Below are 24121 nucleotides of genomic sequence, written 5' to 3' on the forward strand. Positions count from 1 at the left end.
ACAAGAATTGTTGAACAACAATAGTTTTCGACACGTTTTATCGACACATGCCCGGTTCGGTCGACCTGGGCTTCCGGACCACACCGCCCGCGGGTGGCGGGGTGTTCGAGAACCGATCGTTTTACGACACGGAGAGCCTGTGAACCTCGCTGCCCATCAGGAAGGTGCGGATGGGGTCGAGGGCGTTGACGAGTCGGGCGACTTGGCGCGGGTCGAGCGCGTCACCCATGACCGCACGGTGGACGAGGTCATCGATGCTGCGCAGCAGGTGCTCGACTGTCTGGTCGTTGGTGGGTGTCGGTGGAATGTGCGCGCCGCCGTGACGCAGCTGGTCGATCTTGCGGGCGGCGATCTCCATCTCGGCTTCCGCGATACCGGCGAGCGCACCCGCGCAGCCGCTGATTCGGGATCTCGCTACCACACGTCGGTAGCAGGACTCCGCACGTGTCAGCAGCATGATTCGCACGCCGTCGGGTGTTCCGAGCTTTTGTCCGAAGCGATATTCGATGTGTTCGTTGCTCATTTCGGCTTGGGCGGCGAGATGACGGGCGATCAGGAAGTCGCCCGGCCCCCGGAACCGGAGGGCGCGCAGCAGTTCGATGGCTTCGACGGGTTTCTCATCGATGAGGTTGAACAGCGACTGGGCGTCACGGTGCAGTTGTCGCGATTCGTGGGTGTTTCGCTTGAACAGCCGCAGCAGCTCCACGCGGGCTAAGTCCAGCTCGCCGTTCTGAAGCAGCTCGGGGTAGGCAAGACAGACACCAGCGAATCGCGCGACAAGCATGGCTACGTCGGCGGGTTCCGGCTGCTCGGGTCGTTCGCCGCGGTGAATTGCCCGCAGGTCGGTCACCGCCCTGGCGAGAGACGCGATTTCGTCCTCGGGCCGTCGCAGTATCATGGCTTCGGCTCGGTCGATGTGGAATTGTGCGAGAACGGCCCGTACTCGCAGCCCAAGCCTGTTGCTGATCTCCTTGTCCCAACGTTTGATCTGGATGATCGCCTGCAGCTGCTGGGGCTCATTCAGTGCTTGGTCGACCATCTGGCGGGCGCGCGCAGCGGCATCACCGGCACGGCCGTGGTCGCCGGCCTTCAGCAACAGACGGGTCTGGTCGGAGGCGGAATTGCCGCTGCCGCCGGGGCCCCAGGCAAGGTGACGATGCGCTTCCACCGCGGCGTCGCTGAGAGCGAGGGCCGCCTCCAGGGCTGGCTTCGCGCTGGCCGCGCTGACGCGGCTGCGGACCGTTCTGGCGCACCCGATGATTTCACCGGCGTGGGCGGCGACGCCCGTCGGTTTGCCGGCCAGCTTGTCTACCAATGCTTTCGCTGCTTGGGCCAACGCTGTGTCGTCGTTGCCGGTGCTGGCGGCGGCGTACTGGTCGCGGAGTTCGTCGAGTCCGGAGGCCACGGGCACCGCTTGGCCGGTAGCCTCCTTGTCGAAATAGGGCTGAGCCCAGGCACGCACGTTCTCCGGTGGATTCAACCCTCGGCGCCGGTATCGCTCGCACAGAGCGGCGCAGACCGCACTCCAGTCATCGAAGTGTTTGCGCACGGTCTGAGTGTGCAGACCGGCACGTTCGGCGAGAACCGTTCTGGTGGGCGCTTCGAGGAACTTACCGTTGTCGGCCGCTTCATCGACAAGGCCCTGAGCCGCATCTAGGACCCGGCTGCGGGTGTTGTGTACGCGCACCTTGTCCGAGGCACGGACACCGGAATCGGCCATCAGATCGGCGCCCCCTCATCGCGGTCCAGCGGCCAAAGTGAAGCCAATTCACTGTGCCAATGCACTACTTGACAACCCCACCGTGGCGTTCGTTCAACCAACAGTTCCGAGCCTGCAAGCGTAGCTGTACGAGGTCCCTTTTGTGCGTAATGTTCACCTACAGGCCGAAGTTCGTCGGCCAAAAAAAGTGGCGCCTCCCCTGGACCGGGAGAACGCCACTACGGCAACACGCAAGCTAGCTACCAACCAGGAAGGTGTGCCACGTGGGCAAGACTACGCCCAGGAAGTCTCGTTCAGATATCAATCGCCGCGAGCGGGACGTTAACAACGTCGACGTCGCGGTGAACATCAGCTACCGCGGCAAGTTCACGCTCAGCGCTCGTCGGCTGGTGAAGAAGCTGAAGTGGCCGATGACGATTATCGGGTTCGTCATCGTCGCGCTGTTCATGCCGCGGGTCGACATCCCGCTCGTTCCGGAGGGCCCGCAGGCAGTGCAGGTCCACACACAGAAGTAGTACCCGAAACAGCGAAAACGCCTCCTCGCCGAACCGCCGCTGGCGGATGGCGAGGAGGCGTTTTGCTGTAACAGACTTATGCGACGTGGGGGACCCGGGCTGATATGTGAGTGGCCCGGCCTCTCGAACCTTGGTAACGAGACGCGCTCCACGGCGAAGTATCCCCACGAAAGGCCCCTGCGGCCACGGCTCGAAAGTGGCAGCTTGCAAGCGCCTTTGCCATGTGTGCGGTCGAAGGGATGGTTTATGGGTAAGAGGGGCGACAAGAAGCGCGCCAGGCAACGGGCCAAGCAGCTCGCGCAGTCACAGCGTGCTCATGCCGACGATCCCGCGCCTAGGCGGAGTCCGAAGCCAGCCCCGCTCGCCGATCGCCGTGTGGGCGGCGAGGCCAAGCGCAGGTCCAAGCAGAGGGGCCCGGTTGACCCGGAGAGCCCTGAGGGGCCTTTGACACCGAGGAAGGTGTCTGAGTCCAAATACATGTCGGTCGAATGGCCGCCAGCGGATGACGCACCGGAAAACGCCCCCTCGATCCAGTTCTTGCTGACGATCACCGACCGAACCGTGAACGCCAGCAGCAATACGGTTGAGTGGAAGGCGACACCTGTCGAGGACACGATCCATCCGCGGCCGTTGGCGTTCGATCCGCCGTTGCAGCAGCACGGCAAGGGTGATGCCAAGGGGTTTCGCCATAACTGGGAGATGCTGGACTACGTGTTCGGTCTGCCCGACCCCAACGCATTCCCACAGATACCGCTGCAGGGTGACGACCGGGCGCTCGTCCAGCGGTACATCACGATGAGCCGCCGACTGGCGGGGTTCAGCCTCATCAACGACGACACAAAGCTGTCGGTGGGGCGGTATTCGGGTACGGAGGATTGGTACGTCCGTGTGCTCGGTTTCCCGGCCGACGAGAGCTTCCTGGGTGCGTCCGCTGCGTTCAGGCAGCTGCACAACGACGGCGAGCCAGCCTCTTTCTCCAACGCTCACAACGCACTGTTCAAGGCGATGAAAAGCCTGCCCGAGGATCAGCAGAAGGTCATCCTGGAGACAGTGCCGCTGTGGCGCGCTGCGCGGGGCAAGTTGATGAACCACACCATCCAGACGCTCACTGCGCTCAAGGCGAGCAATGCCACGCTCGAGAACCCGGTGAGCTTCGGCAACATCAACCCCGACGAGCTGATCCGAACCTTCAATTACGGCGACTCTTTGCACTTCGGGGATGGAAGGGATCAGCTGGACAACTTGCTGGCAGATCCCTTCCATGAGGCGTACTACAAGTACGGCGCTCTGATCTCGATCGTGGGGCTGAGCCACTTCTACTTCGGTTTCGCCGTTCTGCTGGACAGTGCTCTTGGCGGCGCGCCCCGAGGCTGAGGCCGCCCTCTCCACAGCCCGGCGGCTTCCTGACCTGGTAAAAGGCAGGAGAAGGAGAAACCCCGGAGCAGTCGGCTCCGGGGCGTTCCCATGTGATTCGCGGCAGCTCTTGTCTCCCGCATTCACCCACCACTTTACCGCTTATCAGGGATAAGGTTGCCGTCTCGGTTTGGTCGCGCCCAGTGGGGTCGCCTATAACTGCTCTGATGTCCGCACGTGTGGTGACCGCACAGGTCAGCCGCTACCTGAGCAGTCCTCGCATGACGCCCTACCTCAGGGCTGCTTCCAATGACCGTGAACTGGCCCTGGCGCTCTACCAATGGAACCTCCAGCTCGCCGCCGCCCTGCAGGAAGTCCTCGGCGTCGTCGAGGTGGTGGTCCGTAACTCCATCGACGAGCAGCTACGCGCCTGGAACCCCACCCGAGGCCGCGACCACCTGACCGGCCAGGACTACCCACCGGAATGGACGACCCTGCCCGCCGCTCCGCTGGCCGGTCTCGTCGCCAGCGCCGTCAGGCAAGCTCGGGACCACGCCAAAGCCGCACAAGGAAGCCGCGAACCTAAGCATCCGCGACGGAACGCGCCGGTCTGCCACGACGACATCCTCGCCCAGCTGACCTTCGGGCTCTGGCGCAAACTCCTCCCGCCTGCCAATCCGAAAAAGGCCGGTCTCCAAGCGCTGTGGACTCACGCCTTGGCCGACTCGTTCCCCCACGTCGGCCAGGATCCGGCCAACCAGACGATCGCCGCTGAGGTCCTGGTCCACGGCCGGTTGGACCGTATCGTCAAGCTGCGCAACCGCGCCGCGCACATGGAACCTCTTCTCGAAGCGAATATCCCGGGCCGTCTCAGCGACTGCATGCACCTGCTCGGCTACGTCTCGCCGCACACACGGGACTGGTGCGCAGGCATGAGCCGCGTCACCGAGATCAACAACACGCGCCCTCAGCCGTAAGAGCGGGAGGGAGACCGCCTCCCAGGATCGGCGTTGTCGTGCGCCAGCCACAGGCGTATCCCGGAAGAGGGGCCTGTGATGGGGAAGGAGTTCGCGATGTCGAAGTCCAGCGGAAAAGGCCACGGCGGCGGCAAGATGACCACTGCGGCCGCGTCCCGCGTCCAGTCCGCAGCGGCGAAGAACCCGGGCAGTAGCTCGGCGAAGTCCGGCTTCGCCTCCCGTGCTCAGTCGAGCGCGGCGAAGTCCGGTAGCGGTAAGAGCGGCGGGAAGAAGTAGGCCCAGTACGCAGGGCAGCCCCGGAACGTTGGGTGTTCCGGGGCTGCCCTGCCTACTGGGTGTTCAGTCGGTGCCTCGGTAGCGCGCCCATATCACCGGCAGTTGGTCGAGGGGGAAGCGGAAACCGCGGCAACGGCCGATTTCGTGGCCGGGGTGCTCGTCGTCGAGTTCGGTGTGCGGGTGGTCGACCACCCAGGTCAAGCCGGCGTCTTCGCGGAGCCAGGGGTACACGTCGAACCACAGCCCGTCCACACGCACGGTGACCGCGTCCCCGCCGCTGGTGTGGGCCACACCCCGCCCGCGCAGCTCGGCGCACAGCAGCGCCCGCCGCAGCCGCCGGGCGTGCACGAGCTCGTGACGCAGGCCGCGCCACCACACAGCGAGCACACGCTGCCGGGTTCCCGGTGGTGTCTTCATCAGATGTCCTCGATTCGGATGGTGGCGACGGTGAAGTACCGCACCGCGCCGGAGCTGGTGGTCTTGCGCCGCCACTGGCTGGTGCGGGTGTACCCGGCGGCGGTGAGCGCGGCGTCGAGCGCGTCGAGACTGCCCGGGGCGCCCGGGGCGGCGGGAACGGCTTCCCACCGGCAGCTGACGTGGCGGCCGTAGACGCTGCCGTCGTCGCTGTAGAACAACTCGCAGGAGTACAGGTCGGCGACCGCACCAGCGGGATCGGCGAGGCGCGCGATGACGTGCAGATCCACGATTTCGGTGTCGGTCACCGCTCCACCCCCGACGTGTGGACCGGTCGCCGTGCTGCAGAACGGGCTGGGGCAGGGGAGGCGGCTTGCGCCGCGCGGTCGGGCCTGCTTGCGCAGCTGCGTCCCGAGCGGGGGCTGCGGTCGGCGGCTGCGGCCTGGCGCTGGGCGATCGCGTCGTCGCGGGCGGCGACGATGTTGGCGGTCTTGTCCCTCCACTGCTGGCGGCGAGCGGCAGCGCCGCGGCCGAGTTCCCCGGCCTGGCGGGCGCGGTCATCGACGAGAGTCCGGATCCGCTGCTGTACGTCCGGATCCACGCCCGCACGGGCGAGTGCCTTGCCCAGCTCGGTGCGTTTGATCGTGTACTGCTGGCGGTCCAGTTCCACGCTGGTGCCCGGTGATCCGGTGGCCACGCTGAACAGGGCATCGGTCATCGAGGACACTTCGAAGCGCAGCCGCTGGTCCTCGCGGCTGTGCGGGGCGGCGGTGCTGGCGGTGTCGATCAGCTCGGTGATCTGCCTGCGTGTGGTGTTCGACAGGTCGGCGGCGGGCTCGGCGGTGCGCAGAAAGTCGACGCTGGCTTTGGTGCGTTCGTCCGCGAACAGCAGCTCCGGCAGTTGTTCGTGCCCGAGGATCACGCCGGCGTCGATGTCTTCGATCGTGCACGCGATCTGCGCGCGCTCCATCGAGGTGAGCCCATGGCCGTGGCGGGCCTGGTCGAGCAGCTGCTCACGCTGGGCGGCCATGCGGGTGATCTGCAGGTTGGTGTCGTCGGTGAGCGTGCCGACGACCGCACCGAGGCGAGCCTGTTCCTCCGCGGTGAGATGGCCTTCGGCGAGGTAGTCGGCCATGCTGCGCAGCTCGGCCGCGTCGTCGGCGTACTCCACCAGCGCTTCCCGGAACTGCTCCCGGTTGACGTAGCCGGGCCACACCGCGAAATCGACCGCCTGGCCCGCCTGGATCGCGCGGCCGACGTCGCGGACACGTTCCTGGTCGGCGTCGGTCAGCACCGAGATCTGCTTGCCGACCTCACGAGCGGCTTTCGGGTTGTTCGCGAACTGCTCCAGCAGCGCCGCCGCCCGGCCGCGGGCCTCCTCGCCCGGGTCCACGATTACCGGGCTGGTGAGCAGATCCACCCGCGAGGTTTCCCCGCGCAGGTAGTCCACCACGAACTCCACCCGGGCGCGGTCCTCGGCGGTGAGCCGGGCGGCATCCAGGGCGATGTCGAGCTGCTCGCGGCGCCGGGCTTGGCTGACGCGATGCTCGTCGGGGTCCAGCGGGTCGACCTCGGGACCGCGCCACGCCATCACCGCCTGAACCGCGGCGTCTTTCGCGGCTTCTGGCATCGGCAGCGCGGCCACGAGGTCGATGACGGCGGACTCGCGATCCCACACACTCGCCGCTTCGGCGTAGCGCTGGTAGTGCTCGGCTTCGAAGGCGGGGTCGATGCTGACGGTGAAATCGTGGGGGTCGATGAGCACACCCCAGCTCAGGGCGTAGGAGCTGGTCAGTTCGTCGAGGCGCTGGGCGGCCAGCTCCGAATCGAAGGACCACACCAGAGCATCAGCCAGCGAGGCGACCATCGCGGTCCGGTTCTGCCACGGGATCGCTGCCAAGCGAGTCTCGGCCTGGGACATCGCTTCACGGATCTTCGGCTCCAGATCCCAATCGGCGTCCTCACCGCGTTCGGCCCGCCCGATCGCGGCATCGACCTTGGCCGACCGCTCACGAGCCTGGTTGGCCGCGACGGTGGCCAGCAGGTACGCCACGCGCTGGCCGTGCCCGGCCGGCGCACCCAGCTGCGGCTGCTGCCCAGCGGCGTCTTCACCGGGGGCGGCCTTGCCGCCTGCGGCAGTGATGGTGTCGGACATAGGGTTTTCCTCCTGGTGGGTGGTGGGGTCGGTCCAGCCCGGCCCCGGATCGGTTTCCTGAGTGAGTTCTTCGCGGGAGAGCCCGTGCCGTTCGGCGGCGCGGGCCTGGTGCTCGCGCACCGCCTTTTCGACGGCGGCGAGCTGGGCGGGAGTGGCGGTGCGTTTGGGCGCGGCCGCCCGGACGTCGAACAGGTAGGCCCACAACCGGCGCTTACGGCCCGTGGGCTCACGAACCATCAGCGCGGCCGGGTCTTGGCCGTTCGGGCGCAGGCCCGCCGCACGCAGCTGGCGGCGGGTTTTCAGGTGAGACGGAGCAGCCCGCCACGCGAAGGTGTCGGGCTGCTGCTCGTCGTGTACGGCGCTCATCTGATCGAGCTGTTCAGCGGCTGGTGCCCTGATCGGGGTTTTGGCCGTTGCCCTTGCCCTTGCCGCGGTGGTTGAACCGCTGCATCCCGGCGCCGGGGTTGGTGGTGCGCGGGTTGAGCTTCGCCGCCTTGGCCGCGGCCGACGGTGGTTTGGCGAAGGAGGATTCGGCGGCCATCCGCTCGGCGATCTGGTCCTCGTCCAGACCGGCACCGCGCAACTGGTTTTCGATGTCCTTGTGCCGTTGCGGACTGTCGTAGTCGACGGATTCGACGCCGGCGCCGCCGCGGGAGCCCACGACCGCTTCGCGGCGTTCGGCCCAGCGGCGGGTGGCGGTAGCGACCTGCTGGGTCGACTCCTCGACCGCTGCAGTGGTGCGGCCGAGGTGCTCGCGGATCTGGGTGCGCACCTGCTCGGGCACCGCGGCGTCATCCAGGATCTTGTCCAGGTCCCGGCGCCGCGCGCGGGCGTTGTCGTGAGCGATGCGCTTGTAGCGGTTGATATCGGTGGTCGCCGCGGAGCGGTCATCGGCGAACAGCTGCTCGGGGATGTCGGTTTTGCCCGCGTCGATATCCCGCAGAACCGCGCGCAGCTGGTCCTTTTCCAGTGAGTGCAGGCCCTCACCGGTGGCGAGTGCTTCCTTGATCGCGGCCTTGTGCCGGGCGGCGGACTTGCGCAGCTGCACGGCGGTGACGTCGGCGAGGTCACCGGCCTTGCCCGCGGCGGCCTCGGCTTGGGGTGCCAGTGCCGCGTAGGCACGAATGTGAGTGGTCAGCTCGTCGCGGTCGACGTGATTGGGCCACAACCGCGGGTAGTGCCCCGCGGGATTGGCCCGGATCGCCTTGCCCCGTTCCCGCGTCGCCTCCTGGTCCTGCATGGTCAGGACCTCGACCTCACCGGCCAGCTGTTGCTGCACCTGCTGGGTCGGTGCACCCACCTTCAGCTGCTCCTGGTAGGTCTCAAGCAACGTGTCGATACGCGCCTTGGCTTCCTCCCCCGGGTCGACCAAGGGCCGGGCGTGGCGGCCCAGCTCCTGGGCCGCCGACACGGCGTTGCCGACATTGCCGACGCTGCCGATCTCGGTGTCGTCGCTGAGATACGCGAAGACGAACCGCACCCGGTGGCGGGTCTGCGCGGGGACCTTCTTGTCCTCCAGCTGGCGAGTCAGTGTTTCGAGCCGGTCAGGGCTCGGATCAGCCCGCCAGGCCTCGATTGCGGCGTAGAGCTGGAGTTTCGCGCTTTCGTCGATGTCGTCATCGGCAGCGACGATCTCGACTGCCCGGTCCTGGGCTGTGCGGTCGCGCGCGAGGGCGGCGCGTTCCTGCTCGGCGGCGGCCAGCATCGCCGGATCCGCCGAGGCGATGACATGGGCCTCACCGTTGACGATGTCGATGTCGACTCCGAACCGGCTGCTCACGTGCTCGGCCAGATGCCCCAGTTCCAGCCCGGCGACCTCGCTGTCATTGGCCCATGTGGCCGCATCACGCACGGCATCGGCGATCTCGGTGCGCGAGGCGGTGTCGTAGCCGGCCTGGCGCAGCTTGCGCAGCCGGGTCTCGACCGCGGATTTCTCAGCGGCACGCCGTTCCTCGGCGGCCTTGCGTTCTTCCTCCGACTTCTCCGCCTCGGCCTGCGCGGCGGCCAGACGCTGCGCGACAGCCTTGGACGCCAGCATCAGCAGGTGTTGCATCAACAGCTTCGCGAAGACCGACCACTGGCTGTGCATGTGGTCGACTTCGTCCGACTGCGGGGGCGGGGTGTCCAGGGACGGGGCGAGCAGGTATTCGGCCATGAGAGTTCCTCCAGGAGCGGGTTTTTCAGCGGGGACGTCGGGATCGGCTGCCACCGTCGGCGGCGGTGGGGCCGGTCCGGCTGCCGCAGTGCGCGCCGGGGCGGGCGCCGGGGCCGGGGCGGGAGCGAGGGCGGGGGTGTAGGGATCCAGGTGCGGGATCGGCACCAGATCGGCGACACCGTGCCCGGCGGCCAGATGGTCGGTGACGTCCTTGCCGGTGGCGGCCTGCACGACCCGCACCCGCCCTACCAGCCCTGAGAGGGTCTGCATGACCCTTTCGGCGCGGTGGTAGCCGGGAGCGTCGCGGTCGGCGACGATGACCACGGTGCGAGCACCCCGCAACCATTCGGCGTGCTCGGGCGACCACCCCGAGGCGCCACCGGCGTTCGTGGTCGCGACCAAACCGGCGGCCGCGGCGTTGAGCGCGTCCTTTTCGCCCTCGACGAGGTAGATGGTGCGACCGGCGTCGATGCCGTCGCGGACCTCCGGCAGCCGGAACGGGATCTTGTCGAAACCGGTGAACTCCCAGTCGTTTCGCTGCGGGTTCCACGCCCGCTGGGAGAACGACTTGTCGCGGCCGCGGGCGAACTGGGCTTCCTTGCGGATGACCTCACCAGCGACGGTGCCATCAGCGCGCACGTAGGTGTAGGTGACGATCGGCTTCCACGGCGTGAGCTGTTCGCCCAGCTCCCGTTTGGGTTTCTTCGCCGGGATCCCCGCCTGCCGCAGAGCCCGATCGGCCCGCGACTCCTGCCGGACGCTCGGGCGCCGGGCCTGATGGGAGCGGCCGGTCCCGCGCTGGCCTCGCCGGATCGGGTTGTCGTAGAGGTCACGCACCTTCAACCCGACCGCGTCGAGGACCTGCTCGTCGTCGCAGCCGGTCTCGCAGCGGACCTTGGTGCGGCCGGCGTCGGCGAAGTACTTCACCGACAGCGACGGACGGTGGTGGCGGCCGTCGCCCTCGTGGACCGGGCAGCAGTAGCGCGTCCACGACCCAGCCGGCCGCCCCGGCCCTACCACCTGCTCCAGGGCGGTGGTGACCCGCACCCACGACCCCGGATCGGAGGTGTTCGGGGCGGCCATCAGGGAAACGCCCTGATGACGCGGCGGGTCTGCAACGGCGCGGACGGCAGGTACAGCCCGGTGCCCGTCACCGCCGCGCTGGGCGGTACCTCGTCGTAGTCGTAGCCGTCGGGGAACTTCAACCCCTCGGGGATCTCGACCACCGGCAGCGCCTGCAACCGGCGCACATGACCGTCGGGCACCGAGCACCACTTGAACGGGCCGTTCTCCGGATCCAGCAGGCGTTCCATCGTCGGGTCGGCGTGGTGCAGCCACCACACCGACATCTCCACGCCATCGCCCTGGCGCATCCGCTCGAACGCCCGCCACAACGCCCCCAGGCGTGCGACGGCCTCACCGTGGTCCCACCACTGCGGGCACCACCGGGCCTTCTTCTGCGTGCCCTCCCGCACCACATCGCGCCGGTAGAGCTGGGCGACGAACTTGGCGACGAAAAGCTCCAGGTTGCGGTACTTCAGCTTCGCGACCGGGTCCTCGGGCTGGTGGCTGGCATCCACAGCGGCCATCGCGTCGCGCACCGCCGCGACCCGCATCTCCTCGGCGACCGGCTCGGTGAGCACCTTGTCGACCACACCCTTGGCGATCAGGGCAGCCGCCTCGCTGACCTGCGAATTCACCGCTTTACGGACCGCGCCCGACAACGCCTCGGTCAGCTCGACCGCTGCCGCGATCTCCTCGTTCCCCTCGACCGCCGACAGGTCGATCTCCTCGGCAGTGGGAGTGGTTTCGGTGGTGGTCATGCGGATTGGCCTTCCTGCTCGGTGCTCGACCCCACGACCCACAGACGCGGGCGCGTGGGCGGGGTGTGGTGGGAAGCGGCGATCTCATCGAGCGCGGCGGTGATCTGGGCGGCGTACGGGCGGTCCATCCACGGCACGGTCTGCCCGAGGGTCGGGCGGTTTCCGGAGGTGAACACCACGCAGCGCCCGCGCGGCAGCGCCGCGAGATCGCTGGGGTGCAGGGTGATTTCGGTGGTGCGCGACACCGAGGTCGAGCGGTGCCCGCCCTGGGCCTTGCTGACCGAGGTGGACTGCTCGTAGTGCGGTCCGATCAACTCGCTACGGGCGCGCAGGAACGCCTCGTCGTCCAGGCCGCCGCCGATGACCTTGATGTTGGCCGCCGACCACAGCGCCTTCATGCCGTCCTCGCCCCAGCAGCGAACCCCCTGGGCCCAGGACTGCAGGATCGACATGACCACGATCCCGCGAGAGCCGAAGTGGGAGTACTGCTTGGGCAGCTCCCGCCAGCGCACGATGTTGGCGGCCTCGTCCAGCACGATCGTCAACGGCACCGGCAACCGGCCACCGGGGTGAGCCACTCCCTCGGCCTTGCCCGCACCGGCGACCGCCGCGCACAGCGCGGTCACCAACGGTCCCGCACTGGCCGGGCCTTCCTCACTGAGCGGGTAGAGGGTGTCGCGGGAGCGCACGAACTCCTCGACCTTGAACGCCGTGCGGGGCTTCTCCCCCTTGCCGGGTGGGCACACCCACCGCTGGATCGAGGAGAACCGAAGGCAGGCAGCCATCTTCTTGGCGGTGGAAAACACCCCACCCTTCTGCTTCTCCGGGGCGCCGTACTGGTCACGCAGCGCCGCGGCGGCCAGCTCGTATCCAGCGTCTTGGAGGATGTCGACCGGCTCGTCATCCGAGGACTTGGTCACCCACCGGAACACCTGCGTAATCGGCTTCTTCGCCACCGCGGCGGCCAGGATCAGACCCGTCAGCAGGTCCTCGCCCTCGGGCTCGAAGAACGCATCCCGCGACGCGGTGTCGTTCCCGGCAGCGAAGTGCCCCGCCAGCTCCGCGGCGCGTTCCTCGGCCCCCGCACCGCCGTTCTCGCCCAACACCCAGTCGGCCGGATCCCAGAACCACGTGCACGGCTCGGCCGCCACCCCCTGCGGATCGAACACGAACACCCGCCGGCCATCGCTGGAGCGCGCCTTGCGGGTCGCATCCACCACATCGCGCTTGTTCGACGTGGCAACCACCGCACCGATGGCTTCCATCACCGCCGGAATCACCCGGGAGGTCGACTTGCCGGTACGCGGACCCCAGATATCCAGGTGCAGGTCCTCATACGAGGCATACAGCCGCTGACCATCGGCCACCGACAACGCGATCAGCACGCCCGGCTCGTCACCGTCGCGCAGCTGCACCCGCAGTTCCTTCGCCTTGCCCAAGATCGCCTCGCGGCGCAGGCTGGCCAGCTCCTTACCCCGGCCCATGAACCGGGCCTGAGAGTCGATGGCCTCGCGCTTGATCCGGCCCCGCTGACGGGAAAGCTGGGAGCACTTGCGGCAGGTCGCCCGCCACGCCCACACCGACCCGGCCACCGACACCGCGGTCCCGGCCACCAACGTGACCGCACCACCGGTAGCGGCACCGGTCCACGCCAGATCACCGGTCGCCAGGTTGAGCGCCATGGTCAGCGGGTTCCAGGACACGTGCTGCTGCGGGCCGCCGTAGAGGGCCTCCCCGATCCGGATCGACATCCCCGCGGCCTCACCCAAACCGATCGCGCCAGCGACAGCGGCCGGGTAACCCCAGGTCTCCGCGAAATCCGAACTACCAGGCTGTTTCACGCTGCGGTCCATCAGGCCGCCCCCTCAATTTCGGTGGTGCTGGCGGCGACGGCCTTCAGCCGGTCGGCGGCCTCATCACGGAGGCTCTGAAGCTGGGGTGCGTTCACCGGGTCACCCCCGGGTCCGGCGTCGCGGTCGCGGTGCAGAACGGCGCGCACCCGTTTCCGGTCGGGATCGTCGAGCCCGGCCCGAAATCGGTGCAGGACACGACCACACACGTGATGGCGGCGAGGACCACGACGGCGGCGAACATCGCGGCCATCGCCCCGACGACACCGATGCCGATGCCGCCGGACTCCGGTACGACCGGAATCACCACATCGACCACCCGCTCGCGGGCCATCACCGCGCCACCTCCACCGGCAGTGCCGCGAAACCGCGGGCCTCAGCAGCGGTCAGACCCAGCAGGTTCGCCCACCGCTCGACCTCGATTCGGTCCGGCGCCACCGCGATCCGCATCGCCGCTCGCGCCTGCTCCCGAGTCAGCTGGCGGCCGGGCAGAAAATCGACGACCCACCGGTCCTGGCCGACGTAGTCCGCGTGGTGGGCGGTCTCCTCGCTGACCATGTGCCCGCGGACTTCGAGCACCGCCGGGATCGTCGGCGCGGCCGCCCGCCGCCAGGTTTCGCGCGTCCAAACAGTCGGGATGTTCATCAGCGGTCACCGCTTACGGCCGCGACGGGCTGAACGAGACTCAGAACCTCGCTACGCCGTACGCGGTAGTGGCGACCGTTGACGAGCCATCCGCGCAGGTCGCCCGCCTTGATCCAGTTCTTGATGGTCTTGGCGTCTACGTGGACGAGGGACGCCGCCGTACTTGCCGGGATCAGGTCTTCGGGGACCAGATCCTCCGGGCGTGAAGTGGCGGAGAGATCGAGAGTCATGAAGGGGCCTCCTGCGGGAATTCCGGAACTTTCTTCCGTGATGCCTATGCAGGTAGATGGTGCATCAACCTGAATAGGCAGGTCAATAGATGGATAGGCCACTTATGCAGGATGTAGGCAGGTTCTAAGCTGATGGGCATGAGCGCGATCGACCCTGACGACCCCCGCCCGCCTCGGCGGCAACTCGCTGACCTGCTACGGGCTGCGATCCTCACCGGAAAACTGAAGCCAGGGGAGAAGCTGCCGAGCGGGCCCGAACTCGCTCAGCGGTACGGCGTGTCGAAAGTGACTGCGCAGCAGGCGGTTGGGGAACTCCGCACAGAGGGGTTGGTCTACAGCCGTGCTGGATCTGGAGTGTTCGTCAAGGAACGCACGAGCAAACCGGTGGGGCTGCGACCGCACCTCGAGCGGGCCTTCATAGAGCCGAAGGTGACAGTGGATTTCGCGGGCTTCGCCGCCGAGACCCTCCATGGCGCTATCTCCGAGCCGCTGGACAAGATCCGAGACGGACGATTCCGTCCCGAGTCGATCGACGTCCGAATCCTCGTTCCGGACCCGGGAACGCCATGGGCGCTACCCGCGCGAGCATCGGACCTCGCAGACAGTCCTGCCTTTCGCCGCCGAATGCAACGAATCATGGAGCGCCACGCATTCGGCATCCACGACGAAGTACTGGAACTGAAACGAATCGGACTGATCGAGTCCGCCTCTGTGCAGATCCGCGTCTACCCAGCCGCGCCGCTGTTCAAGCTCTACATCATCAATGGACTCGATGCCTTCTTCGGCTTCTACCCCATCGAGGAACATCAGCTACCGCTGGATGGCGAAGACACGGTGATGCTCGACCTGGCGGGCAAGAACGCAACTCTGTTCCACCTCGAGACCGACCAGGCCGACAAGGAGTCGTTCAAATCCCAGTTCATCGACCAATGCCAGCGCTGGTACGAGAGCGTCTGGAAAATCGGCCGCGACCTCCAGCCGTAGAAACGAGCAAACTATGTCGACGCCTATCGCCGCACTCGGTGTAGTGATCGTGACCTACAACAACGCGACTGATCTGCCTCAGTGTCTGGATGCGCTTCAGTCCAACGCCAGCGGGGCCTGGGTGGTCGTGCGGGACTGCGGCTCATCGGATGAGTCTGTCGAGATCGCCGAGCGTCACCCAGCAGTGAACAGGGTGATCGCCGGGACGAACGTGGGGTTCGGAGCGGCCTGCAACGAAGCGGTGAACAGCCTTGGATCCGCCGTGCAGATGGTCCTGTTCCTGAACCCGGACACCACGATCGACTGCAATATGGCCGATCTACTCGAATACGTCACGCAGTTCGGCGAATTCGGATGCGTCGGCATCCAGCAGCAGTCGTTCAGTGGTGACATCGTTTGGTCCTGGGACGAGTTCCCCACCGTGCCGCTGGAATGGCAAAAGGCCAGGAGGATGCCGCTGTTGCAGCGCTCCCCAGCAGGCTATACCGACGATCGCCGCGTCGACTGGAACATGGGCGCGTTCCTGCTCATCCCACGTCCAGCGTTCGAACTCGTAGAGGGGTTCGATGAACAATTCTTCCTGTTCTACGAGGAGATCGACCTCCAGCAGCGCCTAGCACGCATCGACCGTCCGACCTACTACGTCAACAAATTCCACTACCAGCACGACAGGAGCGACAAAGCCACTCTGTGGCGCGAAGTACTCCGCCTCAACTCCAGACGGGCATACGACCGGAAGTGGCTCACCCGGTTCGAGACCCTGCAATGCCAGATCGCGCAGTCGTACCGCTGGCTGCAAGACGCCATCCGGCCACAGCGGGACCGTGACCGCCGACTGGTCATTCCGCGGCTGCTAGCGACCTGGGGACTCATCCGCGCAGTCGTTCCTCCTGAGGACATCCAGGGCGGGATCGACTCCTGGCGTTCTGTACGCCCGTTCTGGGCACAAGCTGAGATCACGCGAAAGCAGTGAGGCAACCGGCTGACTCGCGGACAGGAGATCCAGAGGGCAGTCGCTACACACATCTACCTCGTTCGACACAACGGGTAGGACGCCAAGCCCGCGTGGCCAGCCTCATTCCACACGCTTTGTGTGGAATACCTTTCGGCGCGCCTCCCGCACCCATAGCCTCGTTTCCTCTAGGAATTACAGCCATGGCTAGACCCGCGAAACTGCCCCCAACGAAGAAGGTCGGCATCGACCTCTCGCGCGAAGTCGTCGCTGCGATCGCTGACGAGGCGGCCGCGCGAGGAATCAATATCCGGGCCCTCTACGAGGTCGCGTTGCGACGCGAACTCGGACTCCCGGACTACCCCGGACTTCCCTCGGCATACAAGGAGGACCTGAGACTCCCGGCCTGACCCGCCTGGAGAACGTGCCCATTGTGGGCATGACTCACCCCAGAAATGGGTGAAGGTCCCCAGCGCCAACTGGAGACCTTCGCTCGGATCCCACTCAATACCCTCAGAGGACCCAACGCTTGTGGAAAGCGTCTATGAGGGTAGCAAGAGCGCTGACACCCGACCAAGCGTTGCGGCCGGACCAGTAGGTCACGATTTGCTGCCCGAGCTCTCTCTGCTACTCGCCACTAACAGTGACGTTCCAGCTCCTGCCGACACGGCTCGTGAGCTGGCTTGGTCGACTCTTGCCCCGCTGATCGCGGCGCGGCCGTCGATGCGTCTGATCGACCGCCACACGAACACCACGGTGTCGACTCGGCGCCTGACGCGGCGGCCGCCGGCGGCCCCGGCCGCGGTGCCGGTCTACGACGCTGCGCACCGCACACGGTTGCTGGCGCTGGACTTCGACTCCAAGCGCGCCGGACCGGTGCAGGTGGCACAAGACGTGGCTTACGCGAAGGCGTGGCTGCGCGCGTGCGGCGCACTCCCGGTGTCCGACCTCAACCCGGCCAACCGCGGCCGCCATGTCCTCGCGGCCTTCGCTGCCGGTGAGACCCACAGTCGCGACGAGATCGAGCCGGTCATGCGCCTGCTCGGCTCGCGGTTGCCGACGCTGGATATCGGCCTGATGCTCAACCCGCGCACCGGGGCGATCACTCCGCCTGGGTCGGCGACCCGCAGCGGCGCGGTCCGGGAGCTGGACGGCGGCGTCGACGAGGCGGCGGCTGCGCTGCGTCAGGGCGCGGAGCCCGGCCTGCTCGCACGCCTGCGGGAGTACCTGGGTGTCGAGCCCGACCACACCACCACCGAGCAGACGTCTACCGCCCCTATGAAGCTGTCTGCGGACTTGTGGGAGGGCGTGGGCAGTGCGGCGCGGCTGCGCGGGCACTGGTGCTGGAGGAGCCAGATTCCGGCGCCTGTGGAGGCGTTCGCGGTCAGCGGCGCCATGCCCGCCGATGGCCGATGGCCTTCCCGGTCGGAGGCCCGTGCCAGCGTCCTGGCCGCGTGCGCGAAACGCGGCTGGAGTCTCGATGACGTACGCGCACGCCGTGACAGCAGCTGGCACGGTCTGGCGAGCGCGTACGCCCACTACAGCCGCCCCGACGAGGCTCTGGCCGCCGACTGGGAGCGCATCTGTGCCCGTTGGATCACAGCCAGCTCATTAGTCCGTTCTCCCGAACACAGGAACATAAGTCTCACACCCCCCGAAGGCTCCTACGGCTCGAAATCTGCTCCGCTGCACAGCGATACCCACTCTCGGTGGCTTGCCACCGCCCATTCCTGGGTCCACCAAACCTGGCCCGGCCAACAACACCGCTGGACAGTGCTTGCTGTGCTCGATGCACTGGCCTATGCCGCGCTGGTGGCAGGGAAGACAGGCAGAGACGGCACACCGCTGGTCGCGGTCGGTGTGCGCGCGCTGGCCGGGTTTGCTGGGCTGCTGTCGATCGGGACGGTCGCTGATGTGCTGGCCGACCTGCGGGAGCGGCCAGGCAGCCCGATCCTGCGGATCCGGCGTGCGGTGCACCGGGACGCGGACTGCTACAGCCTGGTCACCGCCTACAGCGGCCCAGAGTTGGATCAGGCCGTGGAGCCGGTGCCAGCCGACCGCGTCCAGTTGCGGCCCGTCCACGACGCCTGGAAAGTGCTTGGATTGCACCACCGCGCGGTCTACCAGCTGATCGTCGACACCGGCCTCACCAACGTCGCCGACGTACTCGCGGCCGCCGGCGTCGGTCGCAGCACCGGCTACGACACCCTCGCCGTGCTCGCCCAGGCCGGGCTCATCACCCGCGCCCGCGGCACCGTCTCCCCCGGCCAGATCACCCTCGACGACATCGCCACCGCCCACGGCCTGCGCGAAGTCCGCGCCGACTACCTCGCCCGGATCCAACGACAACGCGCCGAGTGGCACGCCTGGCTGGAACTACGGCACCAGATTCCCGCCGACCACGATTGCGGCGCCGAGCCGACCGTGCAGCTCGCGCCCTGGGATCTGGACTCTGGCCTGGACGAGGCGATTTGGGCCGCCCAGCTAGCTACTGGCCCGCCAGAATTGAGCTGGCCTCTGTAGGGCATGGCAGTGCCTGCGTGCGATTACGCAGCCCCATTGAGGATGTGCAGGACCGCATCGAGAAGAGCTGGGTCGAGCTTGTCGCGTAGCACCTGGGCGACATCGGTGGGTGTGCTGCTCTTGGGAATCTTCACCGCCGTGGTCGTGGAAAGACTCTTTCCATTCTCGGTGCCGGACTCCGGTTCGGTGATGAGCCGGGCAGGGTCGTAGGGCTGCCCAAGATCCAGTAGCGCACGCTGGTCGTCGGCGGTGAGCACGGCGAGCTTGAGCGCCTTCTGTACTGGCATTGCCAGGTCCGACACCATGCCCTGGAACTCGGGGATCAGCTCGAGCAATTGCAGCCGCTGGTTCACCTGGGTGTGGGAGATCCCCATCCGCTCGGCGAAGGCTCGCTTGCTCTCGCCGGTCATCGCGAGCACCGCGGCCATCTCGCCGCCCTCGCGGATCGGGTCATAGGGCTTGCGGTGGTAGTTCTCGATGATCCCGCTTTCCTTGCTCAGCCTCGGATCGGCGAGTCGGTCATTGCGGTGCAGCGGCAGCCTGTCGACCTTCTTGTGCCGGGCAGTGGCGAGCCTGCGATTGCCCATGATGACGACGTAGCGGACCTCATCGTCGAACTTGTCGCCGGGATGGTGTTCCAGCCACGCCTCTCGCGAGCACACCGTCACCGCTTGAAGGATGCCGAACTCGTCGACCGTCGCGGCGAAGGCCGCCAGCTCCGGATCGGCTTCCGGGTCGTACTCACGCGCCCACCGCGGGTTGTCCGGTCGGTGCGCGAACTCCGCCAGTGGCGCGTCAATCTGGGAGGCCGGCGGGGGAGCAGCGGCGGCGTCTTCGGTCGGAACCTCGGCTCGCGTGGTGGTCAGCACCGCCGAGACGATCGCCGCGGTATCGCTGTGCGCCGTCGACGGGAGACCACCGGCGCTGCGGCTCTTCTTCGGTCGCTGTGGAGCGGGCATCAGGCTGCCTCGTCCGCGCGTTGGCGGGCCAGGATCTCTTCCGCCAGGTCGTCGTACTCGCCGACGTCTTCGGGAATGAGGCCGTAGAACTCGTCGTAGGCGACCCCGCGCGAGATCTCGGTGTTCAGCACATCCAGGCCCAGGGCGTACGGGGTGTCGGGATCCAGCTCCCCGGTGTCGCTGACCAGGTTCGAGGTGAGCGCTTCGCGCGCCTCCTTGGCCTTGCCCTTGTGTGCGGCGGGGCAGCGGGTCAGCAGGATGCTGACCTCGAGCGGTGAGCCAGAGTCGTTGACCGCGACCGCGCTCTGATAGGTCGGCACGAGTCGTCGCAGTTCAGCGCGGAACGGGCCGACCGGGCAGATCAGCCAGTCCGCGTACAGGCAGCCGTGGGTGAAGTTCTCCGGCTGCTCACCACCGGTATCGATGATCACCACATCCGCGCCGGTCGAACGCTCCACCGTCCGGGCGTACTGCGACAGTGGCCCGTCGCTCTCGTGCCAGATCGCGAGCTGGAACGGCACCCGGTCACCAACCCGCTCCGCCTCCTGAACCCAGTCGGTCGCACCGCGCGTACGGGTGTCGGCGCAAATGACGACCACCTTCAGGCCCCGGCGCACCAGCGCCACCGCCGTCAGGATCGCGCTGGTCGTCTTACCCGGACCGCCCTTCAATGTCGAGAACAGGACTCGCAGGACTCGGCGGGTATCTGCCGTCGTCATGGGCTATGGCTCCTAGCTAAGCCCCGCCGGTGGAAAGAGTCTTTCCACCGGGGCGGGTGCGGCGAATAGGAAGCGGAGCTCACCCTGCCGCCCTGGGGCAGGGGCCGCTACCTGGCTCGATTCAGCCGAGACGATACCGCGCAGTAGGCGGCGAAGAGAACGACCACACCGGCGTATGAGCCGCTTCTCCCACGTCTGCACCCCCGGCTCTCGGCGAAACCCCTGGTCGCCAAGCTCGCACCGCTCGCCGACCCGGCCAGGTGTGGGCGGGGACTGTCCGCCGCTGGTCTCGACCGTGATCTCAAGCAAGTTATGTTATGTTACGACAAAACGTTTCATCGAAACAATTCGATTTGTTATTAACGACATTACTTAACAGAATTACGGTAGAATCGAGGTATGAGCGAGCAGTCAGAGACCCCGACCGCTGAGTCGGCGGCAGGTGAGCAGCGCGTATGCAAATTCCCAATCGGTTTCGATGCGGAAACCGGCGAATTCCAGGTGTGCGGGCGGGCGGTGTCGCTGACGTCGCGTCCGGGCCGTCAGGCGAGCTACTGCGGTGAGCCGCATACGGATCCGGATGGGCAGCGGCGCACCCATGACCGGACCACGGCGTTCCAGCGGCGCCGGGAGCTGCAATTGGCGGCGGCCGGCCAGGCCGCGCCGCGCCGGGAGCGGCCGAACGCGCCCCGGCCGGTGACGTCGTCGCGGGCGTCGCTGTCGGAGCTGCTCGCGCAGGTTGAGATGGTGACAACCGCGCACCGCGAGCAGCTGGGGGAGCTGGTCGGCCGGGTGCACGAGATCGTCGCGACCGCGATCGATCCGGACGCGGCGGTCGCGGAGGTCACGCAGATCCGCCGCGAGCACGAGGCCGAGCTGGCAGTAGCGAACACCCGCGCGGACGACGCCGAAGCCGACGCGATCGCCGCCCGACGCGAGCGTGACCGCGCGCTCGAGGACAAGGCGCTGGCCGAAGGCGCGGCCGAAGACGCGATCGCCGCCCGGGACGCGGCGCGTGCCGACGCGGAGGAGCGCATCGCAGCCGCCGAGGCCTCCGCCGCCGAACAGGTCGAGATCGTGCGCGCCGAGGCCGTAGCGCAGATCGAAGCCGTCCAAACGGAGGCTGCCGAGCAGGTCGCCGCTGCCCGCGCGGAAGCCGATGAGCAGGTCGCCGCTGCCCGCGCGGAAGCCGATGAGCAGGTCGCCGCCGCCGAGGCAGCCGCCGCCAGGGCGCGCGGTGAGGCAGAGCAGGCCGGTGCGCAGCGCGACGCGGCGATCGTCGACCGCGACGCAGCTCGCGCGGAAGCTGCCGAGCGCATCGCGGCGGTTGAGGCACAATCGCGGGAGCAGATCGCCGCAGCCGAGCAGGCCGCCGCCGCTCGCGTCGACCAGGTCGAGCACGACGCCGCTGTCCAGATCACCGGGGCGCACGACGGTCGTGACGCCGCGGTCGCGGCGCGGCACCGCGCTGAATCCGCCCAGGCCGCCGCTGAGCAAGCTGCCGCCGATGCCCGGACCGAGGCTGACCGGCTCCGCGGTGAACTCACCGATCTGCGCACCCAGCTGGCCGGCGCACGAACCGAGGCCACGGATTTGCGTGGAGAGCTCGCCGCCGCCCGCGCGGATGCGACCTCTGCTCAGCGCGCGGCCGCCGACGCCGATGCCGATGCGCAGCGACTTCGGGCCGAAATCAGCGAGGTGCGTGCCGATCTGGCTACGGTGCGGTCGGAAGCTCGCGCGGACCGTGAGCAGTTGCGTAGCGACCACGCCGCTGAGATCACCCGGATCCAGTCCGCCGCCGACGCCCGCGCCGACGCGCTGGAGCGCGCCCTGGCTGCCGCGCAGAACACCATCTCCCGCCTCGAATCCGAACTCGCACAGAAACGCCCGAGTCAGAAATGACGGGCCACAACACCGACCAGCCCCGCGATCCGCGACACCGCCGAGAAAGGTTTCCCCTGATGTCCTCCCGTTCGAAACCCCGAACCACCCCTCCTGATGGTGACGCCCTGATCGTGGGTGCGCTGCCCGAGCGGGTACAGATCGCGCATGAGCGTCTGGCTCACCAGGACGACCCTGCGCTGCTGGAGGCGTTGTCGGAGCGTGAGCTCGTCGCCTCCCGCGAGTTGGCCGAACTGGTGCGTGATCACGAACGCAACGAGCAGCGGGCGCGGATCCAGGCCGCCGCTGATGCCGCGGAGCGGGTGCGGCGCACCGCTTCGCAGCTGGCCGAGCGGGAAGCCGAGGATCTGCTGCGGGCCGCGCAAGCGATCGGGGAGCAGCGCCACAGCAGCAGCCCGCACGCGAAAGTCGCTCGCCTGCACCAGCGCAAACCGCGGGTGCTGGGGCTGCTGGCGGGTGTGGTCGCGTTCTCGATGCTGTTCTCTGCGGTCACCGTGCAGCAGAACATCGCCCCCACTGGCGGTGTCACCAATCCGATGTTCTGGCTGTCCTATGGGCTGGAGGCCCTGATCAGTGTGGTGCTGGTCGCGTTGATGCTCTCGACCGCTGACACCGCCGAGTGGGGTGTCATCGACAAGCTGTGGCAGGTCTACACCGTCGAGGGCATCCTGCTGACCGCGAGTATCGCGCTCAACACCTTCCCGTACCTGCGGACCGGTGATGTGACCGGCTTCGGTGTGCACGTGGTCGCACCGATCATGATCGGCGTCGCCCTGGTCACCCACCGCCTCGTCGCCGAACGCTACGGCCACGCCATCGAACGAGCCACCGCCGAAGTCCCCGACCACGAGGACCTGCACGCACGCCTGGCGGCCCTCACCCAGGTCGGTGACGCCGGGAACCGGATCCTGCCCGAGATCCTCACCGCCCGCCCGGAACCCGTGCGACACGAGGCGACGGACGAGGGCATCGAGATGCCGGCCACCGAACATCCTGCGGAGCACCCGGCCGAGCGGAGCACCGCTACGGAGCAGACGAACGCAGCACCTGCTCCACAGCGCCCGATGGTTGCTGCTGCGGAGCACGAACAGAGCACCCCGCTCGCTGAGCAGAGCACCGCTACGGAGCACCCCGCTACGGAGCACCCTGCGCAGCAGCAGAGCACCACTACGGAGCACTCTGCGGAGCACCTTGTGGAGCAGCCTGCGGAGCACGAACTGAGCAGTCTGCGGAGCACCCCGGCCGCTACGGAGCACCTTGCGGAGCAGCGGAGCACCACAGCGCCCGAGGCCGCGACCGTGCCTGGTGTGGTCGAGCCGGACATCGAGCAGGCCGCGCCCGCACCCGTTGCAGGGCTGGTAGATCCGGTGGAGACCCAGCCGGGCGTCGAGGAGACCGCGCCTGTGGAGCGGGTTGTGGAGCCCCCTGCTACGCAGACCACCGAGCAACAGAGCACCGCTGTGGAGCACCCCGCTCCGGAGCAGCAGAGCGCTGCTACGGAGCAGTCTGCGGAGCACGAACCGAGCAGTCCGCCCGTCGAACGGAGCACCCTGCGGAGCACCACCTCTGCTGTACGGAGCACCCTGCGGAGCACTTCGGTTCTGGCGGAGCGCCGTGCGGAGCAGCCCACGGAGCATCGCAAGGTTGCTGCGGAGCACGCTCGCGCCGAACGGAGCACCCCGCGTAGCACCCGCACCGGCGCTACGGAGCACCCCACGGCCGCGTACGGAGCACCACCGGCCGGTATCACGGCGTCGGCATGGGCGCGGGCACACGAGGTGAAGAAGGCGACCGCAGCACGCTCCTCGGTCGAGCAGATCGCCCAAGTGCTGACCCGCCAGGAGGAGAACCCCGAACACGGAGCGAGCCGCATCGCTCGCGACCTGCACGTCGGCTTCGCTTCGGTGAAGAAGTGGCTGGAAGCCGACACACGGATCTCCAACGCCGGCACCGGCGCCCGCGTGATCGA

Annotated in this window: 22 protein-coding genes; 10 read left to right on the top strand and 12 right to left on the bottom strand. The window is 67.7% G+C overall.

From position 1 onward, the window contains the following. Positions 1 to 121: 121 nt before the first annotated feature. The gene (locus tag ABZ803_RS33640) at positions 122 to 1720 is read right to left on the bottom strand and encodes a hypothetical protein (protein WP_357045627.1); all 1599 of its coding nucleotides are present in this window, start codon (positions 1718 to 1720) and stop codon (positions 122 to 124) included. 263 nt (positions 1721 to 1983) lie between these two features. Between ABZ803_RS33640 and ABZ803_RS33645 the strand changes: the two genes are divergently transcribed. The 4 genes from ABZ803_RS33645 to ABZ803_RS33660 all read left to right on the top strand — a co-directional run bounded on the left by ABZ803_RS33645 (position 1984) and on the right by ABZ803_RS33660 (position 4841). After that, on the top strand, positions 1984 to 2235 hold the full coding sequence (locus tag ABZ803_RS33645) for a hypothetical protein (RefSeq protein ID WP_357045629.1): 252 nt from the start codon (positions 1984 to 1986) through the stop codon (positions 2233 to 2235). Positions 2236 to 2694: 459 nt separating this feature from the next. Then, on the top strand, positions 2695 to 3609 hold the full coding sequence (locus tag ABZ803_RS33650) for a hypothetical protein (protein WP_357045631.1): 915 nt from the start codon (positions 2695 to 2697) through the stop codon (positions 3607 to 3609). 206 nt (positions 3610 to 3815) lie between these two features. After that, positions 3816 to 4565: a hypothetical protein gene (locus tag ABZ803_RS33655; protein ID WP_357045633.1), complete on the top strand. Its 750-nt coding sequence runs from the start codon at positions 3816 to 3818 to the stop codon at positions 4563 to 4565. A 96-nt stretch (positions 4566 to 4661) separates the two neighbouring features. Further along, positions 4662 to 4841 (top strand): hypothetical protein, encoded by a 180-nt coding sequence (locus tag ABZ803_RS33660; RefSeq protein ID WP_357045635.1) that lies wholly within the window; start codon positions 4662 to 4664, stop codon positions 4839 to 4841. Positions 4842 to 4904: 63 nt separating this feature from the next. Here the strand turns inward: ABZ803_RS33660 and ABZ803_RS33665 are convergent, their stop codons facing one another. From ABZ803_RS33665 to ABZ803_RS33705, 9 genes are all read right to left on the bottom strand, one after another. Next, entirely contained in the window at positions 4905 to 5258 is a 354-nt protein-coding gene (locus tag ABZ803_RS33665; RefSeq protein WP_357045637.1) for a hypothetical protein, read from the bottom strand. Then, positions 5258 to 5563, bottom strand: a complete 306-nt coding sequence (locus ABZ803_RS33670; RefSeq protein WP_357045639.1) for a hypothetical protein — start codon at positions 5561 to 5563, stop codon at positions 5258 to 5260. Before ABZ803_RS33670 ends, ABZ803_RS33665 begins: the two co-directional genes overlap by 1 nt. Then, entirely contained in the window at positions 5560 to 7776 is a 2217-nt protein-coding gene (locus ABZ803_RS33675; protein WP_357045641.1) for an RRQRL motif-containing zinc-binding protein, read from the bottom strand. The genes ABZ803_RS33670 and ABZ803_RS33675 overlap by 4 nt, the downstream gene beginning before the upstream one ends. 13 nt (positions 7777 to 7789) lie before the next feature. Then, entirely contained in the window at positions 7790 to 10648 is a 2859-nt protein-coding gene (locus tag ABZ803_RS33680; RefSeq protein ID WP_357045643.1) for a toprim domain-containing protein, read from the bottom strand. Then, on the bottom strand, positions 10648 to 11388 hold the full coding sequence (locus tag ABZ803_RS33685) for a DUF4913 domain-containing protein (RefSeq protein ID WP_357045645.1): 741 nt from the start codon (positions 11386 to 11388) through the stop codon (positions 10648 to 10650). The genes ABZ803_RS33680 and ABZ803_RS33685 overlap by 1 nt, the downstream gene beginning before the upstream one ends. Continuing rightward, entirely contained in the window at positions 11385 to 13229 is a 1845-nt protein-coding gene (locus tag ABZ803_RS33690) for a TraM recognition domain-containing protein (protein ID WP_357045647.1), read from the bottom strand. Before ABZ803_RS33690 ends, ABZ803_RS33685 begins: the two co-directional genes overlap by 4 nt. A gap of 103 nt (positions 13230 to 13332) precedes the next feature. Beyond that, positions 13333 to 13572 carry a hypothetical protein gene (locus ABZ803_RS33695; RefSeq protein WP_357045649.1) on the bottom strand — a complete coding sequence of 80 codons (240 nt, stop codon included), beginning with the start codon at positions 13570 to 13572 and terminating at the stop codon, positions 13333 to 13335. Next, positions 13572 to 13883 carry a hypothetical protein gene (locus tag ABZ803_RS33700; protein ID WP_357045651.1) on the bottom strand — a complete coding sequence of 104 codons (312 nt, stop codon included), beginning with the start codon at positions 13881 to 13883 and terminating at the stop codon, positions 13572 to 13574. Before ABZ803_RS33700 ends, ABZ803_RS33695 begins: the two co-directional genes overlap by 1 nt. After that, entirely contained in the window at positions 13883 to 14113 is a 231-nt protein-coding gene (locus ABZ803_RS33705) for an excisionase family DNA-binding protein (protein WP_357045653.1), read from the bottom strand. The genes ABZ803_RS33700 and ABZ803_RS33705 overlap by 1 nt, the downstream gene beginning before the upstream one ends. A 138-nt stretch (positions 14114 to 14251) precedes the next feature. On the opposite strand from ABZ803_RS33705, the gene ABZ803_RS33710 reads away from it, so the two are divergent. The 4 genes from ABZ803_RS33710 to ABZ803_RS33725 all read left to right on the top strand — a co-directional run bounded on the left by ABZ803_RS33710 (position 14252) and on the right by ABZ803_RS33725 (position 18572). Next, positions 14252 to 15097 (top strand): winged helix-turn-helix domain-containing protein, encoded by an 846-nt coding sequence (locus tag ABZ803_RS33710; RefSeq protein WP_357045655.1) that lies wholly within the window; start codon positions 14252 to 14254, stop codon positions 15095 to 15097. Between the two features lie 13 nt (positions 15098 to 15110). Beyond that, positions 15111 to 16070, top strand: coding sequence for a glycosyltransferase family 2 protein (locus tag ABZ803_RS33715; protein WP_357045657.1), 960 nt, complete (start codon positions 15111 to 15113; stop codon positions 16068 to 16070). 182 nt (positions 16071 to 16252) lie between these two features. Further along, positions 16253 to 16459, top strand: coding sequence for a hypothetical protein (locus tag ABZ803_RS33720; RefSeq protein ID WP_195078870.1), 207 nt, complete (start codon positions 16253 to 16255; stop codon positions 16457 to 16459). 346 nt (positions 16460 to 16805) lie between these two features. Next, positions 16806 to 18572, top strand: coding sequence for a hypothetical protein (locus ABZ803_RS33725; RefSeq protein ID WP_357045660.1), 1767 nt, complete (start codon positions 16806 to 16808; stop codon positions 18570 to 18572). A gap of 23 nt (positions 18573 to 18595) precedes the next feature. On the opposite strand, the gene ABZ803_RS33730 is transcribed toward ABZ803_RS33725, so the two are convergent. Both ABZ803_RS33730 and ABZ803_RS33735 read right to left on the bottom strand, forming a co-directional pair. Beyond that, entirely contained in the window at positions 18596 to 19531 is a 936-nt protein-coding gene (locus ABZ803_RS33730; protein ID WP_357045662.1) for a chromosome partitioning protein, read from the bottom strand. Further along, on the bottom strand, positions 19531 to 20250 hold the full coding sequence (locus ABZ803_RS33735) for a ParA family protein (protein WP_357045664.1): 720 nt from the start codon (positions 20248 to 20250) through the stop codon (positions 19531 to 19533). Before ABZ803_RS33735 ends, ABZ803_RS33730 begins: the two co-directional genes overlap by 1 nt. Positions 20251 to 20649: 399 nt before the next feature. On the opposite strand from ABZ803_RS33735, the gene ABZ803_RS33740 reads away from it, so the two are divergent. Together ABZ803_RS33740 and ABZ803_RS33745 are read left to right on the top strand one after the other, a co-directional pair. Continuing rightward, positions 20650 to 22152 carry a hypothetical protein gene (locus tag ABZ803_RS33740; RefSeq protein ID WP_357045666.1) on the top strand — a complete coding sequence of 501 codons (1503 nt, stop codon included), beginning with the start codon at positions 20650 to 20652 and terminating at the stop codon, positions 22150 to 22152. 59 nt (positions 22153 to 22211) lie between these two features. Then, the coding region (locus tag ABZ803_RS33745; protein ID WP_357045668.1) for a hypothetical protein at positions 22212 to 24121 on the top strand (1910 nt) is incomplete at its 3' end.

The organism is Nocardia sp. NPDC047648 (assembly GCF_040642815.1).
Lineage (GTDB): Bacteria > Actinomycetota > Actinomycetes > Mycobacteriales > Mycobacteriaceae > Nocardia > Nocardia gamkensis.

Coding starts and splice junctions, on each gene's coding strand:
- ABZ803_RS33640 (WP_357045627.1), bottom strand. CDS start 1,720: ATGGCCGATTCCGGTGTCCGTGCCTCGGACAAGGTGCGCGTACACAAC.
- ABZ803_RS33655 (WP_357045633.1), top strand. CDS start 3,816: ATGTCCGCACGTGTGGTGACCGCACAGGTCAGCCGCTACCTGAGCAGT.
- ABZ803_RS33660 (WP_357045635.1), top strand. CDS start 4,662: ATGTCGAAGTCCAGCGGAAAAGGCCACGGCGGCGGCAAGATGACCACT.
- ABZ803_RS33665 (WP_357045637.1), bottom strand. CDS start 5,258: ATGAAGACACCACCGGGAACCCGGCAGCGTGTGCTCGCTGTGTGGTGG.
- ABZ803_RS33675 (WP_357045641.1), bottom strand. CDS start 7,776: ATGAGCGCCGTACACGACGAGCAGCAGCCCGACACCTTCGCGTGGCGG.
- ABZ803_RS33680 (WP_357045643.1), bottom strand. CDS start 10,648: ATGGCCGCCCCGAACACCTCCGATCCGGGGTCGTGGGTGCGGGTCACC.
- ABZ803_RS33685 (WP_357045645.1), bottom strand. CDS start 11,388: ATGACCACCACCGAAACCACTCCCACTGCCGAGGAGATCGACCTGTCG.
- ABZ803_RS33695 (WP_357045649.1), bottom strand. CDS start 13,572: ATGGCCCGCGAGCGGGTGGTCGATGTGGTGATTCCGGTCGTACCGGAG.
- ABZ803_RS33700 (WP_357045651.1), bottom strand. CDS start 13,883: ATGAACATCCCGACTGTTTGGACGCGCGAAACCTGGCGGCGGGCGGCC.
- ABZ803_RS33705 (WP_357045653.1), bottom strand. CDS start 14,113: ATGACTCTCGATCTCTCCGCCACTTCACGCCCGGAGGATCTGGTCCCC.
- ABZ803_RS33710 (WP_357045655.1), top strand. CDS start 14,252: ATGAGCGCGATCGACCCTGACGACCCCCGCCCGCCTCGGCGGCAACTC.
- ABZ803_RS33715 (WP_357045657.1), top strand. CDS start 15,111: ATGTCGACGCCTATCGCCGCACTCGGTGTAGTGATCGTGACCTACAAC.
- ABZ803_RS33720 (WP_195078870.1), top strand. CDS start 16,253: ATGGCTAGACCCGCGAAACTGCCCCCAACGAAGAAGGTCGGCATCGAC.
- ABZ803_RS33730 (WP_357045662.1), bottom strand. CDS start 19,531: ATGCCCGCTCCACAGCGACCGAAGAAGAGCCGCAGCGCCGGTGGTCTC.
- ABZ803_RS33735 (WP_357045664.1), bottom strand. CDS start 20,250: ATGACGACGGCAGATACCCGCCGAGTCCTGCGAGTCCTGTTCTCGACA.
- ABZ803_RS33740 (WP_357045666.1), top strand. CDS start 20,650: ATGAGCGAGCAGTCAGAGACCCCGACCGCTGAGTCGGCGGCAGGTGAG.